Consider the following 15807-nt stretch of genomic DNA (forward strand, 5'->3'; position numbering starts at 1 on the left):
TCCTTCCCCCACCCTGCCTTCGGGCTACTGGCCGGAGGAGAAGGTGGCCGAGGTCCTCGCCAAGACGCAGGAGGTCCGCCTGTCGCCGGACCTCTCCCGCCTCACGCCCGACGAGCAGGCGGCGGTGAAGGACCTGCTGGAGGTGGGCGCCATCTTCCAGGGCCTGTACGAGTCCTCGCGCCACCACCAGGCGCTGCCGGCACTCGCGAAGCTGGAGGCGCTGGACAAGAAGCTGGGCGGCCCCCAGCGCACGCGGGATCTGCTCACGCTGTACCGCCTGTACCAGGGGCCCATCGCCAGCACCCTGAGCAACGCGCGGGAGGCGTTCCTCCCGGTGGACGCGCAGGTGGCCGCGCGCAACGTGTACCCGGTGGACGTGACGCGGGCGGAGGTGGACGCCTTCCTGGCCGCGAACCCCGGCGAGCGCTCGGCGCTGCTCAGCGAGAAGACGGTGGTGCGCCGCGCCACGGCCGCCAACCTGCGCCAGGACGTGAAGGTCCTCCAGGCGCACCCGGTGCTGGACACGCTGCACCCGGGCCTGCGCCAGGCGCTGCAAGCGAAGGCGAAGCGGCCCGACGCCAAGGCGCTCTACGCGGTGCCGTACGCGGTGGCCTACGGGCCGGAGCTGGTGAAGGCCTACGGGCTGGTGATGCGCGCGGCGCAGCGGCTGGAGGCCAGCGACGCGGAGCTGGCGCGCTACCTGCGCAACCGCGCGCGGGACTTGCTCAGCAACGACTACGAGAGCGGCGACGCGGCGTGGGTGACGGGCCGCTTCCAGAAGCTCAACGTGCAGTTGGGCGCGTATGAGACGTATGACGACGCGCTCTTCGGCGTGAAGGCGTTCCACAGCCTGTCGGTGCTGCTGAGCAACGAGGCGGCCACGCAGGAGCTGCGCAAGCGCCTGGGCGGGCTCCAGGCGGTGGAGGACGCGCTGCCCTACACCGCGAAGAAGCGCGTGCGCGAGGACATCCCCGTGGGCGTCTACGAAGTCATCGCCGACTTCGGCCAGTCGCGCGGCACCAACACCGCGAGCATCCTCCCCAACGACGCGCTGGCCGCGCGCCGCTACGGCCGGACCATCCTCCTGCGGGAGAACATCATGCGGAACCCGGAGCTGTTCGCGTCCGATGAGCGCATCTGGCGCGCCGCGGTGGTGGACGCCCACGCCCGGGAGCTGGTCTCCGAAGGCAACTTCCAGCGCACCCTCTGGCACGAGGTGGGCCACTACCTGGGGCCAGACCGCGACCGGCAGGGGCGCACGCTGGACGACGCGCTGGAGGACTACGCGGGCGCCGTGGAGGAGATGAAGGCGGACCTGGTGAGCCTCTTCTCGCTGCAGGCCTTCCACAAGAAGGGCACGCTGGACGCCGCCGGGCTGCGCGCGGTGCAGGCCTCCGGCATCCGCCGCACGCTCCAGAACGTGCGCCCGCGCGAGGACCAGCCCTACCAGCGCATGCAGTTGGTGCAGTTCAACTGGTTCCTGGAGCACGGCCTCATCCAGGCGGACCCGCGGACGGCGCGCCTGAGCATCCAGTACGACAAGTACCCGGCCGTCGTGACGGCGCTGCTGGAGCAGGTGCTCGCGCTCCAGCACGGGGGCGACAAGGCGGCCACCGCGGCCTTCTTCCAGCGGTGGAGCGCCTGGACGCCGGAGCTGCACGAGAAGCTGGCGGCGCGAATCCGCGAGGCGCAGGGCGCCCGCTTCCGGCTGGTCCGTTACGACGCGCTGGGGGACTGAGCCGGAAGCGGGCGGCTCCCGCCAAGGCCCGGACTCAGGCGTCCGGCGGGAGCACGGGCCGCAGGACGGCGACCGCGTACATACCGGCGCTCGCGTTTGGCGTCCCCTGGGCCGCGGAGTACTGGGCCTCCGCGTGGATGTACGTGCTCACGTCCTCGAGCGCGGAGTCGCCGGTGAACTCGTGCACGTACACGCCCCCCTGCGCGGAATCATTGGAGGTGCCGCCGAGCAGCGCCCAGTCCTCCGGCGCGGACTGCGTCAGGCGATAGCCCTCCTCGGTCCGCTCGACGACCACCCAGTGACCGGTGACGTTGTTGGCCGCGGCGCCGCCATAGTTGAGCGGGCGCATGATGACCGCGCTCATCTCACCAACCTCCATGTCCTCCAAGGATTCGAGGGTGGAGACGGCGCCTCCTGAGCTCAGCTGATTGGGCACCAAGGCGAACTCCACCTCCGTCGCCTCGAAGCGCAGCGGCGGCCCGCCCCCGGAGTCCAACTCGACGGGGATGGGCTGGCCGCCCGGCAGCTCCGCCTCGGAGATGCCGCCCGAGCTCGGGTCGAGCCCCTCCCTGTAACCACTGCCCAGATGCTCACCGAAGGCGCCCGATTCCACCAACTGATCCCAGATGGCTCCGGAGGAGCGCACGCGGTGTTCCATCAGCACCGCGTCGATGGACTCGGTGGTGGTCCACTGAGGGAGGGCTTCCAGCAGCTCGTCGAACGCGGTGGCCGCGCAGTAGCTCGCACCCGGCACCGTCCCGGCGACCACCTCGGCGACACGCTGGCTGTAGGACGTCCCGTCCTGGTGACCCAACTCGCCCAGCGATAGGCCCCCGAACGCCGGGCTGTCGACCTGCGGCGTCACGGGCGTGAACCCAGGCGCCGTGGGCGTGGGCGTGGGCGGTTGATACTGCACGAGCACCGGGGCCCCCGGTGACTCCCCCGTGAGGTTGGGCCCCCTGGCGCGTGTGCTCCCCGCCAGTTCGAAGGTGGAGCGCCCGGAGTCAAACCGGGCTGCCGCGGGGGCCTGCCCTCGCGCGGTGTTAACGGTGCTGGCGGTGTTGGAGGCGGCCTTGGGCTGAAGCTGGCGGCGCATGAGCTCCAAGGCCTGGAGCTGCGCTGTGGACGACGACGCAATACGAGATGAACTGGACACGACGGACTCCCCCTCTGTTGTGACAGCTACCGGGTCCCCCAGGACCCGATGAAACATTCTACGCTGAACAGAAGATTCAACAACACCCCAAGTGAATCAAAACGGACTCTGGGAGCCACTCCACCCAGGGCGTAGGGGCTGTATTCGCTCCCGTCACTTGCGGCGGCGTCGCGGAAGCGGCCGTCAGGGTTCGCGCCCGCACGCGTCGGAGGTGCCCCCCCCACACACACCGCCACCTTTGATGCGAGGCTTCTGGATGCCAGGCTCCCGACGTCCGTCTCACGCGCGCGCCATCCTCTTCGGACGGAATCCCACCCAGGACGACCCCTTCGACGTGGAGGCCGACGCGGCCGAAGCGCTCGGGGTCGACACCTACCAGGCCGACCTGGGGGCCCTCCTCTCCGGCAATGCCGAACAGGCACTGTCCACCCTCCCGGAGCGCGGCAGGCTCCGGCTCCTCTACCGCGGCTGGATGTTGACGGAGGAGGAGTACACCGCGCTGGACGAAGCCGTGTCCGCCCTGGGGCACCGGCTGACGACGACGCCCGAGCAGTACGCGGCGGCGCTCTACCTGCCCAATTGGTACCCCCAGCTCTCCCGCTACACCGCCCGCAGCGTCTGGACGGAGGGCACGGACGCGGCGGAGGCCTGGCACGCGGCCCAGGTTCTCGAAGCCGTACCACGAGTTCGACGTCGACGTGCCGGACTTCACCGGCTTCGAGCCCCTGGCCCGGCGCATCGGCTCGCCCTTCCTCACCCTGGACGTGGCCATGCTCCAGGACGGGGGCTGGGCGGTGGTCGAGGTGAACGACGGCGGTGTCTCCGGACTGCCACCCGGGCTGGACCCGCGCACGCTCTTCGAGGCGCTGCTCGCCCTTCGCTGACAGCGCGGCGACCGCCACTTCCCGGGACTGCCCCACCCCACGCGGCGGGGGCGTGTGGCGCGCCGAGCGGTGCGCCGCCGCTTTCACCCTCCCCCCGGATGCGCACAGTTTCGGACAGGACCCTATGACTGGGAGGAAGGCATGGCGCAGCCAGGCAGGCGTCGCATGTACCTGGGGGTGGCCGGCACGGCCGTGATGCTGCTGGGAGGCTGTGCCACCCAGCGCTCCAGCGCGAAGGTGGAGAAGGAGTGGGTGGCGCGCGTCCCGCCCGGCGACCTGGGAAACGTGCGACAGGCGCAGCTCACGGAGGAGCAGGCCCAGGAGCAAATCACCCGCGCCCAGGTGGCCAGCCAGGACGCCGAGGCCGCGCGAGAGGTCGCCCAGCGCAACGAGGACGTCGCGAAGGCCCGCCACGAAGCAGGTGAGGCAGCGCTCGAGGTCGCGCAGGCGACGGGTGACGTCGCGGCCATCGAGCGGGCCCAGAACGCCGCCTGCACGGCCCAGCACGCCCTCACCCTGGCCGAGGCGGAGACCGCCTGGCGCGACGAGGCGGTGACGACGTCGAAGTCCCTGGAGGTCATGCGCCAGCGGGAGCTGGACGTGGCCGACGCCCAGCTCGAACAGGCGGAGTACGAAGCCGTCAACGCCAACGCGGACGTCCGTGCGAAAGAGCTGTCCCCTGGCGACTTCTCCAGCGCCGTCGCCGCCGCCCGGCGAAAGGCGGCGGAGCAGCAACAGCAGGTGGACGCCAACCGCCAGCGCGAAGAGCAGGCCAAGGCGCGCTGGCAGCAACTGCAGGACCAGGGCTACGGAGGCAGCGGCTCGCAGCAGCCCTGAGCCGCGCCTTCACGGCGTAGCGCCCCACGTGACAGCGCGGGCCGGAGCACCGTGCTCCGGTCCGCGCCGCCCATGTCTTCATCCGGCTCACTGCGCCTCAGGCCCCCGAGGCTCCTTCCACGGGGGCAGGCCCTGCGGACACGCGGGCATCATGTCGAGGCGACCATAGAGGCCTTGCGTCTCATCCGCGGGCCCCGCCGTGAAGAAGAGCGCCTGGGCGGGCTGGCCCTGCACGCCATTGCCGAAGGTCAGGGCCCAGAGCCCGTCGACCACGACAGGCTGCCCGTCCGGCCGATTGAGCGCACCCGCCCAGGCGCCCGAGGCCAGGTCATACGCGTGGATGGTGCCATCCCCGAAGTTGCCCACCAGCAGGTGGTTGCTGAACTGCCCGAAGCCCGCCGGCGCCAGGGCCATGCCCCACGGCGCGTTGAGCGCCCCCTGAGACGCGAACCGACGCAGCAACTGTCCGTTCAGGTCGAAGGCGTTGATGTAGCCCGCGCCCACGCCGGGCACGTCATCCGTGAGTCCCGCGTCCTGCTGCGCATACGAGACGTAGAGGGTGCCCTCGACGTTCTGGATGTTGAAGGGCGCATACCCGGCGGGCAGGGACGGGTCCTCAAAGGCGCCCGGCATCGGCATGCGCGTGAAGCGGGAGTTGAAGACGTCGATTCGCCCGTTCCGGAAGTCCGCCGCGTACAGCATGGCGTCCGCCCCGCTGCCCGCCAGCGCGAGCCCCTTGTACACGGCGCCCGCGGTGGAGCTGTCCGCGACAACCATCGCCCAGGATTCGTCCACCATGGGTGCCCAGGCGGCCAGGAGCCCCTGCTCCGTGGCGAAGATGAAGCGAGCGGGCCCCGAGACGCCCGTCCCCGACACGACGAACGCTTCCGAGCCATTGAACACCACGCCGGTGGGCGTCCCCAGCTCGGCCAGGCCCGGCGGCGCGGGGATGCCCACGATGAAGGGCTGCTGCACGCCATTGCCGTCATAGAGCGACGACGTGCCCGTGCCGTTGTTCGCCACCCACGAGACACCCGTCGGGTTGAAGGCCAGGCCCCACGGGTTGATGAGGTGCGGGTCGACGTTCTCCGCGCCCAGCGCGGGACTGTTGGCGACGAGGTTGCGCTGCGTGTATCCGCCCGCCACCGAGCAATCAGCCGGCGGCGCGGGTGGCATCGCCGCCCTGGCGACCGGCACGGTGAAGACGGCGACGGCCGCGGACAGCACCCCTTGCATCAACGTGGGCCTGCGAGTGTTCATCACGATTCCCCCCCTCTGACGACGGCGAACCGCCGCGTGCTCATTGAGCAACAAGCTGGGAGGGCGTCTATGGATGAACAACCCGAACTGCTGCCCAGTCGCATTGCACACCGGACGGCACTCACTGGCCCGCGAGGGCGACCCGGACTACTCGCCGCGGGACGCCTTGTCCTCGCGCCACCAGTGGCTCATGCGCTCGTGAAGCTCCGCCTCGTAGCCTTCCTTGCTCGGGCGGTAGAAGACGGAACGCTTCAACTGGGCGGGCAGGTACGTCTGCCCGGGCACGTAGTGGTCCTTGAAGCTCCAGGGCGTCTGGTAGCCCTTGCCGTGCCCCAGCTCCTTCATCAGCTCGGTGGGCGCGTTGCGGAGGTGGAGCGGCGGCTCCGCGTTGGGATGCTCCTGGAGCGCCGCCAGCGCCGCGTCCAGCGCCGCATAGGCACGGTTGCTCTTCTTCGCCGTGGCCAGCAGGACGACGGCGTGCGCCACGCAGATGCGCCCCTCTGGCATGCCCATGGCGTGGAAGGCCTCCTCGCAGTCACGCACGATGCTGATGGCCTCCGGCATCGCCATGCCCACGTCCTCCACGGCAATCACCTTGAGCCGTCGCCACAGGGACGCCACGTCGCCCGTCTGGAGCAGCTTCGCCGCCCAGAAGACGGCGCCCTGGACGTTGGAGCCTCTGCACGACTTCTGCAGCGCGCTCAGCAAGTCGTAGTGCTGGTCCCCATCCTTGTCGTGACGGGACAGGCTGGTGCCCACCGCCTCGCGCGCCGTCTCGGGCGCAATCTCCGCGCCGTCCGCGGTGAGGCTGGCGGCCAGTTCCAGCGCCCCCAGCGCCTTGCGCACATCGCCCACGCCGCCCTTCGCCAGCAGCGTCAGCGCCTCTTCTCCCACCGTCAGGTTGCGCGCCCCCAGGCCCCGCTTCGAGTCACCGAGCGCCCGCGTCAGCGCCGACTGGATGTCCGCGACGGTGAGCGCCTTGAGCTGGAACACACGACACCGGCTGACGAGCGCGGGGCGGACCTCGAAGCTGACGTTCTCCGTGGTGGCGCCCAGGAGGACGAAGAGGCCGCTCTCCACGTGAGGCAGCGCCTGCTCCTGCACGTTCTTCGCCCAGCGGTGAATCTCGTCGACGAAGAGGACGGTGCGGCGGCTGTACTGGTTGCGCAGGCGCTCGGCTTCGGCCACCACCTCGCGGATGCGGGGGATGCCATCCGACACGGCGGAGAGGATGACGAACTCCGCGTCCACACCGGTGGCCATCATCCGCGCGAGCGTCGTCTTGCCCACGCCCGGAGGCCCCCAGAAGAGGGAGGAGACAATGGCCTTGCGCTCGATGAGCTGGCGCAGCGGGCGGCCTGGCCCCAGCAGGTGGGACTGACCGATGAACTCGTCAGGCGTGCGAGGCCGCATCCGCTCCGCCAGGGGCGCGAAGCGATTCACGTCGACGGAGGCGGAGAAGAGGTCCGGGCCAGCGCTCATCGGCCGAAGGCTCTCCCCTCCACGGCCCAGGGTCAATCATCCGAATCGAGCGGCTCGACGAGCACCTGTCCCAGTGTCAGGTCGTTCAACGCGGTCCGCAGGGCCTCCACCTGGGTGACGGGCAGCTCCAGCCGGTACCCCACGGTGGCCGAATACTCCTCCGCCAGCACCTGCACCTCGTAGGACGGCAGCAGGCGGCGCAGCCCGTCGACGTGGGTGTACTCCACCTCGACGGCCAGTCGCGTCTTGCGCACACGCTCCGTGGTGGGGAGGCTTTCGAGCGCCTGCTGGACGCCGGCGGTGTAGGCCCGCACCAGCCCGCCCTTTCCGAGCAGCGTCCCACCAAAATAGCGGGTCACGACCATGGCCACGTCGCCCACGCCCCCGTGCAGCAGGGCGGTGAGCATGGGCCGGCCGGCCGTCCCATGGGGCTCGCCGTCGTCGCTCATGCCCACCTGGGCGGTGGAGCCCGGAGGCCCGACGACGAAGGCCCAGCAGTTGTGGGTGGCGTCGTCGAACTCCTCGCGGACGCGGGCGATGAAGGCCTTCGCCTCCTCCACGGTGGGCGAGTGGGCGGCCGTGGTGATGAAGCGGCTCTTCTGGATGTCCTGCTCCACCCGGTGGAGCCCGGCCGGGATGGGGTAGCGCTTCTCGTCCATGGGTGCGGTGGCTGGCGCAGTGTCTCATATCGCTAGCAGCCGTCCCGCCGCCACCTGTCGACGCGGAGGAAGAATCCGGAGGCGGCGCCGCGTTCCGGGCCCATGGCCGATGTCCGGCCCTTGACGCCCCCATGCTCAATGCCCGCTCCCGCCGCCTGGCCGCCCTGCTCTCGCTGAGCCTCCTCTCCTTCATGGGCCTGCCCGCGGAGGCCGCTCGGAACACCGCCGCACCTGAAGCGCGCGCCGAGGCCCGAACCTGCGGCCCCGTGAAGGACCCGGACTGGATTCAAGGTGCCGTCGTGTACGGCGTCGTCCCGCCCCTCTTCGGCGAGCAGCCCTTCAAGGCCGTCACCGCGAAGCTGGACTACCTGCGCGGCCTGGGCATCGACGTGCTGTGGCTGTCACCGGTGAACACGACGACGGACCCGGGAGACTTCGGTTACGCCGTCACCGACTACTTCGACGTGCGCCCCGACTACGGGACGAAGGCCGACTTCAAGGCGCTCATCGACCAGGCCCACGCGCGCGGCATGAAGGTGATGATGGACTTCGTGCCCAACCACACGTCGAACGCGCACCCGTACTTCCGGGACGTGCTCGCGAAGGGCAAGCAGTCGCCGTACTACGGCTACTACGACCGCGACGCGCAGGGGCGGCCGACGCACTACTTCGACTGGAAGCACCTGCCGAACCTCAACTACGACAACCCGAAGGTCACCGAGCTGGTGCATCGGGCCTTCCGGTACTGGGTCCGCGAGTTCGACGTGGATGGCTTCCGCGTGGACGTGGCCTGGGGCGTGAAGGAGCGGCGCCCTGGATTCTGGTGCGACCTGTCCACGGCCCTGCGGAAGGAGAAGCCGGACGTGTACCTGCTCGCGGAGGCGAGCGCGCATGACCCGTACTTCGTCCGCAACGGCTTCAATGCGGCGTACGACTGGAGCGCCTCGCTGGGCCACTGGGCCTGGGAGGACGTCTTCGAGGACCGCCAGCAGGTGGCCCCGAAGCTGTACGCGGCCCTGAAGGGCGGGCAGACGCCCGAGGACCGCGTGGCCCGCTTCCTCAACAACAACGACACGGCGAAGCGCTTCATCGGCCGCTACGGCCCCGGCGCGACACGGGTGGCCGCCGCGCTGCTGCTCACCCTGCCTGGCATCCCCATCGTCTACACCGGCGACGAGGTGGGCGCCGAGTACGAGCCCTACCAGGAGCCGCCGCCCCTCTCCTGGGACGAGGACCCGCATGGCCTGCGGGAGCACTACCGGAAGCTCATCGACCTGAGGGACGCCAACCCCGCGCTCGCCAGCGGCGCCTGGGTGCCGGTGCCCGTGAAGGGCAATCCCTCCGCCATGGCGTACCTGCGCCATCAGGCGGGCGCGAGCGAGCCCGTGCTGGTCGTGCTGAACTTCGGGCCCGCCGCGACGCTGCGCCTGTCGCTCCCCAAGGCCTACGCGCACCTGTCCGCTCAGACGGCCTTGAAGGACTTGCTGGGCGGGCGAGAGGTCCCCATCCGCGCCGAGGGGACGCGGCTCGAAGTGGCCATGCCCGCGTCGGGCGCGGTGCTGCTCACGCCCCGAAGCTGAGCGCACACGCACTGAAGTGGGTGCACGCCCCTTCGCACGCGACTGCTTCGTACCCTTCCGAGGGGGGCGTCCCAACCGGACGCTCCCCTTTCTTCGCTCCAGGCGCGCCGGGCGCTCACGCCTGACGCAGCACCAGCAGCCGGAGCTCCGTCATGTCCTCGATGGCGTACTTCACGCCCTCGCGGCCGATGCCCGAGCCCTTCACGCCCCCGTAGGGCATGGTGTCGACGCGGAAGCTCGGCACGTCGCCCACGACGACGCCCCCCACCTCCAGCTCGTCCCAGGCCTTCATCGCCCGCGACAGGTCCTGCGTGAAGAGGCCCGCCTGGAGTCCGAAGCGCCCGCTGTTCACCTGCGCCAATGCTTCGTCGAAGCTGTCAAAGGGTTGGAGCAGGACGACCGGGCCGAAGGCCTCCTCGCTGCTCAGCGACGCATCCTCGGGGACCCCCTCCAGCACCGTGGCGTCCAGCACCGCGCCACGCCGTCCGCCCCCCGCGAGGACCCGCGCCCCGCGCTGCACGGCCTGCTGAATCCAGCCCTCCAGGCGCCGCGCCGCGGGCTCGTCAATCATGGGTCCCAGCGTCGTGGCCTCATCGGACGGATTGCCCGGCCGCAGCGCCTTGGCCCGTTCGACGAGCCGCTCCCGGAGCGCGTCGTACAGCGACGCATGGACCAGCACGCGCTGCACCGAGATGCAGCTCTGCCCGGCCTGGAAGAAGGCGCCCTGCGCCACCCGGTCCGCGATGAAGTCCAGCGGCGCGCCCGGCGCCTCGTCCACCACGCAGGCCGCGTTGCCGCCCAGCTCCAGCACCACCTTCTTCCGGCCCGCCCGGGCCTTCAGCTCCCACCCCACCTTCTCCGAGCCCGTGAAGGAGAGCAGCTTCAGCCGGTCGTCCTCGATGAGCGGCGCGATGTCCTCCAGCCGCACGGGCAGCACGGAGAATGCCCCCTCGGGAAGCTCCGTCTCCGCCAGCACCTCCGCCATGATGAGGGCGCTCACCGGCGTGCGGTCCGAAGGCTTGAGGATGAACGGGCAGCCCGCGGCGATGGCCGGCGCCACCTTGTGCGCCACCAGGTTGAGCGGGAAGTTGAACGGGGTGATGAATGAGCACGGCCCCACCGGCACGCGCTGGGTGAAGCCCCGGTAGCCCGCGGCGCGCTTCGACACCTCCAGGGTCAGCACCTCGCCCCCGCCGCGCACGGCCTCCTCGGCGGCGGCCTTGAAGGTTTCAATGAGCCGGTCCACCTCCCCCCGCGCGTCGCGCAGCGGCTTGCCCGCTTCGATGCAGAGCGCCAGCGCCAGCTCCTCCGCGCGCTCGCGGAAGCGGCGCACGCAGTGTTCGAGCACCGCCTGCCTCGCGTAAGGCGCCAGCTTCCGCATGGGCTCGGCCGCGCGCACCGCGGCGGTGATGGCCTCCTCCACGGCCGCGGCATCCGCGACCGCGACGTGTGTGACGACCTCGCCCGAGTACTTGTGGGTGACGGCCAGCTCCGCGTTGGGCTGCCGGGGACGGTTGGCCAGGTAGTACGGGTAACGTTCAGCCAGCATGGTGTTCCTCCAGTGTCCGCGAACCGCCGCTCCCCTCAGAGCGCGGCGAGCTCCTCCGCACCCGCGCCGAGCGCCCGTGCGTTGTCCGAGTAGTCGATGGGCACGTCGATGACGTGGACGCCGCTCGACGCCAGGCAGCGAGCCAGCGTGGCGCCGAACTCCGTCGCGCTGGCCGGCCGGTGGCCATGGGCCCCATACGCCTCCGCGTAGCGGACGAAGTCCGGGTTCCCCAGCGCCATGCCGAAGTCCGGCAGGCCCATCTCCCCCTGCTTCCAGCGAATCATCCCGTAGCCGTCGTCGCGCACGACGACCACCGTCAGGTCCAGCCCCAGGCGAACGGCCGTCTCCAGCTCCTGCGAGTTCATCATGAACCCGCCGTCTCCGCAGACCGCCACCACCTTGCGGCGGGGATGCACCAGCTTCGCCGCGATGGCCGAAGGCAGCCCGGCCCCCATCGTCGCCAGCGCGTTGTCGAGCAGCAGCGTGTTGGGCCGGCGCGTGCGGTAGTAGCGAGCGAACCACAGCTTGTACATGCCGTTGTCCAGGCACACGATGCCGTCGTCCGGCACCGCGCGCCGCAGCTCGGCGACGAGCCGCGCGGGGTAGATGGGGAAGCGGTCGTCATCCCCACCGTGCGCGAGCTGGGCCTCGAGCCCCGCACGGAACTTCTCGAAGGGCGCGAAGTCCCAGTGCGCACGAGCCCCCAGCCCTTCCCCGATGCGCCACACCGCGTTCGCGATGTCGCCCGTCACCTCCAGCTGCGGGAAGTACACGGGGTCCACCGCCGCCGACGAGAAGTTGAGATGCACCACCGTGCGGCGGCTGTCGCGCATGAAGAACGGCGGCTTCTCGATGACGTCGTGGCCCACGTTGATGATGCAGTCCGAGGCCTCGATGGCGCGGTGGACGAAGTCGTTTTCCGACAGCGCCGCCGTGCCCATCCACAGGGGATGCGACTCGTCCACGACGCCCTTGCCCATCTGCGTGCTGAAGAAGGGGATGCCCGTCTTGTCCACGAAGACGCGGAGCATCTCCGACGTGAGCTTGCGGTTGGCGCCCGCGCCAATCATCAGCAAGGGCCGGCGAGCGGAGGCAATCGCCTCGACGGCCAGCGCGATGGAGGCCTCGTCCGCCACGGGCCGGCGCTGGGCGCTGGGCGCCAGCAGCGCGGCGTCCGTCGGCTCCCGGGCCACGTCCTCCGGCAGCTCCAGGTGCGTCGCGCCGGGGCGCTCCTCCTCGGCGCGGCGGAACGCCTCACGCACGGCCGAAGGGACATGCTCCGCCGACACGAGCGTGCGCGTCAGCTTCGTCAGCGGGCGCATCATCCCCACCACGTCCACAATCTGGAAGTGGCCCTGCTTGCCGGCGCGGATGGGCTTCTGCCCGGTGACCATCACCATGGGCATGGCGCCGAGCTGCGCGTAGGCGGCGGCCGTGACGAGGTTGGTCGCCCCGGGCCCCAGCGTCGACAGGACGACGCCCGCGCGGCCGGTGAGCCGCCCATACGTGGCCGCCATGAAGCCCGCGGCCTGCTCATGCCGGGTGAGCACCAACCGCATGCCCGCGGCCCGCATGGCCTCGAGGACGTCCAGGTTCTCCTCTCCCGGAAGCCCGAAGACGCTGCGCACGCCCTCCGCTTCCAACGCTTTGACGAACAGCTCTGCCGCCTTCATCGGGTGCCTCCTTCGCGACCTCTCGATGGGAGAACACTTACGCGCGGGCCGCGATTGGTACATTCGTTTGTTCCCATGGCTTTGATAGGCAATGCCTATGATGCGGCCATGGAACTGCGCCACCTCCGGTACTTCTCCGCCGTCGCGGACACCCTGCACTTCGGGCGAGCCGCCAGGCGTGTCCACGTCTCGCAGCCCACGCTGTCGCAGCAGGTTCGCCAGCTCGAGGAGGAGCTCGGCGCGCCCCTGTTCGAGCGCGCCCGGAGCGGCGTGCGGCTGACGCAGGCGGGCGAGCTGTTCCGCACCTACGCCTCGCGGGCGCTGGAGGACGTGGACGCGGGGAGAGTCGCCGTGGGGGCGCTGCGGGGCCTCACCACCGGCGCCCTGCGCGTGGGCTACCCGCCCAGCATGCGCGGCGTCGTGCTGCCCGCGCTCTCCGCCGTGCTGCGCAAGCACCCGGGGCTGGTGCTGAGCGCGGAGGAGGCCGTGGTGCGGCGGGTGGAGCGGCGGCTGGCGGATGGCCGGCTCGACGTGGGGCTGGGCTACGCCCCCGCGCGCTCACCGGACCTGGAGGCGGAGCCCGTCTTCGACAGCAAGCTGGCGCTGGTGGTCGCCAAGGGCCATGCCCTGGCGAAGCTGGAGGCCGTGGGCGCGAAGCCCCTGGCCCAGGAGCCCTTCGCGCTGCTGTCCCAAGGGCTGCGCGTGCGAGCCCGCGTGGATGCCTGGTTCGCCGCCATCCGGATTGCGCCGCACGTCGCGCTGGAGTCGAACGCCGTGGCCACGGTGCTGGCCACCGTTCGCGCGGGGCTCGCGGTGACGGTGCTCCCGGAGCCTCAACTCGCGGAGGCCGCAGGGCTGGTGGTGAAGCGGCTCTCCCCTGCGCCCCGGGCCGAGCTGGCGGCGCTCCTGTGGCGAAGAGGCGCGCCGCGCACGCCCGCCGCGGAGCTGTTCGCGAACGAGGTGCGCGGCGCCAGACGCCCGAGCAGGCGCTGAGCCCGCCTCAGCGCGTGTCGGGGAGCTGCGTGTACTCGTGGAAGTTGCCGTGCAGCCGCTCGCCGGGTTCGCCCTCGGTGACGGCCTGGACCAGGTACCTGCCGCCGACGAAGCACCCCTTCCACGAGCCACCGATGCCGCCGAAGACCTCTTCCCGGTCTCCGCGCGAGCGCGGGGCATTGTGGCCCACCTTGAAGGCGCGCAGCTCGGTGGAGACGCGCTTGCACGTGTCGGGCTCGTCGCAGGCGATGGAGGCCACCAGGGAGCCGTTGGACACGTTCATCTCCGCGATGAGCTCCTCCTCGCTGTCCACGACGACCAGCGTGTCCACGGGGCCGAAGGGCTCGCCGTGGTAGAGCTTGCAGTTGCGCGGCACGTGCAGCAGCGCGTGCGGGGCCAGGTACGCGGAGACGTCCTGGTCCGGCAGGAAGCGCTCCGAGTCCAGCCGCCCGGCGAAGAGGGGCACGGCGCCGCGGCCCTCCGCCTCGCTCATCAGGCCGTGCAGCTCCTCGACCTTCTGGCTGTTGATGAGCGGGCCGAAGTCGAGCGCGGGAGGCTCGCCCTCCGGCGTCTCCGCCAGCAGCGGGTGCCCCACCTTCAGGGCGGAGACGACGGGCAGGTACGTCTCCAGGAAGCGCGGCATGAGGCTCCGCTCCACGACGAAGCGCGGGTACGCGGTGCAGCGCTGCTTGCCGTACTCGAAGCCCTTCTTGAGCTGCTTCGCCAGCCCGTCCCAGTCGCTGAAGTGCCAGATGCCGTAGGCGTTCACCCCCTCCATCTCCAGCATGTAGCGCTTGTTGCGGTCATAGAGGCTGGCCGCGATGTCCCGTCCGTTCGCCTTGCCGCCCACGAAGGACAGGCAGGCGATTTCGGGATTGCGCACCAGCGCGTCGCTGAGCTGTCCGCCCGAGCCGCTGATGAGCGACACCGGCAGCCCGCAGCGGCGCGCGAGCGCCATGCAGAGCGTCAGCGAGTAGAGCCCCCCATCCGTGGGCGTCTTGGCGATGGCGCTGTTTCCCGCGAGCACCTGGACCAGCACCGCGTGGACCAGCACCGACAGCGGGTAGTTCCACGAGGCGATGTTGGAGATGAGCCCCAGCGGGCGGCGGCCCTCCACCATGGGCTCGATTTGGGAGATGTACCACTCCACGCCGGTGATACAGCGGTCCACGCTGACGCGGGCCTGTGGCACGGGCTTGCCAATCTCCCAGGCCAGGATGAGGGCCAGCAGCTCGCGCTGCTCATGAAGCATGGCCAGACACTGGGTGACGCGCTCCTTGCGCACATCGAGGTCCTGGTGAGCCCAGGTCCGCGCCTCCTTGGCGGCGGCGCTCGCGGCGACGCGCGCCGTGTTCCCATCAATCATGGGCAGACGGCCCAGGACGGTGCCATCCACCGGGGACAGGTAGGGCTTCCCCTTTCCGGGGTGCCCCCACTCACCCGCGATGAGGTTGAGCATTCGGCCAGACGGGTCGAAAGCCTCGGGAACAAGCGCCCGGATTCGACGCTCCAGATTCGACCACTCCGCGTAAGCAGGCACCACACTCGCCATGGGCACGCCCTCCCCCGGAAGGAGACCAGGCCGACACTCCACCCGGCATCGGCTCATTGCGTCAAGGTGATGGCCGGTGAGGCGCGCGGCAACCGCCGCCCCGAGGCCGCGGGTTGCGTCGCCTTTCGCGCGCTGCGCCTTCTGGCGTTCTTCCCAGCGAGCCGCCTTGACCTGACAGATTCCGGTGCAAACTGACTACTCAGCAAGTAGCCTCTGCCTGCATGGGGCTCCCTCTCCTGAATCCGGCCCGCCTCCCGCCAGGGACTCGGGTGGGCCCGTGGCGCCTCATGGACCTGCGAGGCCGAGGTACCTACGGCGCCGTCTACCGCGCCCGGGACCTCACGGGCATGAACACCGTGGCCATCAAGCTGGCCCTGCATTCCCGGGACGAACGCTTCGCGCGCGAGGCCGAGCTGCTGTCGCGCATCCACCACCCCGCCGTTC

At 70.6% G+C, this 15807-nt stretch carries 12 protein-coding genes and 1 pseudogene; 6 read left to right on the forward strand and 7 right to left on the reverse strand.

From position 1 onward, the window contains the following. The coding region (locus tag G4D87_RS18540; protein WP_163783394.1) for an NUDIX hydrolase at window positions 1-1738 on the forward strand (1738 nt) is incomplete at its 5' end. 34 nt (window positions 1739-1772) lie between these two features. Here the strand turns inward: G4D87_RS18540 and G4D87_RS18545 are convergent. Further along, window positions 1773-2834, reverse strand: a complete 1062-nt coding sequence (locus tag G4D87_RS18545; RefSeq protein WP_163783395.1) for a hypothetical protein — start codon at window positions 2832-2834, stop codon at window positions 1773-1775. A gap of 758 nt (window positions 2835-3592) precedes the next feature. Between G4D87_RS18545 and G4D87_RS39470 the strand changes: the two genes are divergently transcribed. Both G4D87_RS39470 and G4D87_RS18555 read left to right on the forward strand, forming a co-directional pair. Beyond that, window positions 3593-3778: an ATP-grasp domain-containing protein gene (locus tag G4D87_RS39470; protein ID WP_240358390.1), complete on the forward strand. Its 186-nt coding sequence runs from the start codon at window positions 3593-3595 to the stop codon at window positions 3776-3778. Between the two features lie 141 nt (window positions 3779-3919). Continuing rightward, entirely contained in the window at window positions 3920-4615 is a 696-nt protein-coding gene (locus G4D87_RS18555) for a hypothetical protein (protein ID WP_163783396.1), read from the forward strand. A gap of 87 nt (window positions 4616-4702) precedes the next feature. Here the strand turns inward: G4D87_RS18555 and G4D87_RS18560 are convergent, their stop codons facing one another. From G4D87_RS18560 to G4D87_RS18570, 3 genes are all read right to left on the reverse strand, one after another. Further along, window positions 4703-5875, reverse strand: coding sequence for a TIGR03118 family protein (locus tag G4D87_RS18560; RefSeq protein WP_240358392.1), 1173 nt, complete (start codon window positions 5873-5875; stop codon window positions 4703-4705). A gap of 147 nt (window positions 5876-6022) precedes the next feature. Then, window positions 6023-7357, reverse strand: coding sequence for a replication-associated recombination protein A (locus tag G4D87_RS18565; protein ID WP_163783397.1), 1335 nt, complete (start codon window positions 7355-7357; stop codon window positions 6023-6025). A gap of 32 nt (window positions 7358-7389) precedes the next feature. Then, the gene (locus G4D87_RS18570; RefSeq protein ID WP_163783398.1) at window positions 7390-8016 is read right to left on the reverse strand and encodes a YigZ family protein; all 627 of its coding nucleotides are present in this window, start codon (window positions 8014-8016) and stop codon (window positions 7390-7392) included. A 131-nt stretch (window positions 8017-8147) separates the two neighbouring features. Here G4D87_RS18570 and G4D87_RS18575 point away from each other — a divergent pair, with 131 nt between their 5' ends. Further along, entirely contained in the window at window positions 8148-9596 is a 1449-nt protein-coding gene (locus tag G4D87_RS18575) for an alpha-amylase family glycosyl hydrolase (RefSeq protein ID WP_163783399.1), read from the forward strand. Between the two features lie 115 nt (window positions 9597-9711). Here the strand turns inward: G4D87_RS18575 and G4D87_RS18580 are convergent, their stop codons facing one another. Both G4D87_RS18580 and G4D87_RS18585 read right to left on the reverse strand, forming a co-directional pair. Further along, window positions 9712-11145: an aldehyde dehydrogenase family protein gene (locus G4D87_RS18580; protein ID WP_163783400.1), complete on the reverse strand. Its 1434-nt coding sequence runs from the start codon at window positions 11143-11145 to the stop codon at window positions 9712-9714. A gap of 35 nt (window positions 11146-11180) precedes the next feature. Further along, window positions 11181-12818, reverse strand: a complete 1638-nt coding sequence (locus G4D87_RS18585; protein WP_163783401.1) for an acetolactate synthase large subunit — start codon at window positions 12816-12818, stop codon at window positions 11181-11183. Window positions 12819-12926: 108 nt separating this feature from the next. Here G4D87_RS18585 and G4D87_RS18590 point away from each other — a divergent pair, with 108 nt between their 5' ends. Further along, complete coding sequence (locus G4D87_RS18590; RefSeq protein WP_163783402.1) at window positions 12927-13811, forward strand: LysR substrate-binding domain-containing protein; 885 nt, start codon at window positions 12927-12929, stop codon at window positions 13809-13811. Between the two features lie 7 nt (window positions 13812-13818). Here the strand turns inward: G4D87_RS18590 and G4D87_RS18595 are convergent, their stop codons facing one another. After that, window positions 13819-15363, reverse strand: a complete 1545-nt coding sequence (locus tag G4D87_RS18595) for an aldehyde dehydrogenase family protein (RefSeq protein ID WP_163783403.1) — start codon at window positions 15361-15363, stop codon at window positions 13819-13821. Between the two features lie 287 nt (window positions 15364-15650). On the opposite strand from G4D87_RS18595, the pseudogene G4D87_RS39475 reads away from it, so the two are divergent. After that, window positions 15651-15807, forward strand: a pseudogene (locus G4D87_RS39475) (serine/threonine-protein kinase); the annotation flags it as partial.

The organism is Myxococcus vastator, from assembly GCF_010894475.1.
GTDB lineage: Bacteria > Myxococcota > Myxococcia > Myxococcales > Myxococcaceae > Myxococcus > Myxococcus vastator.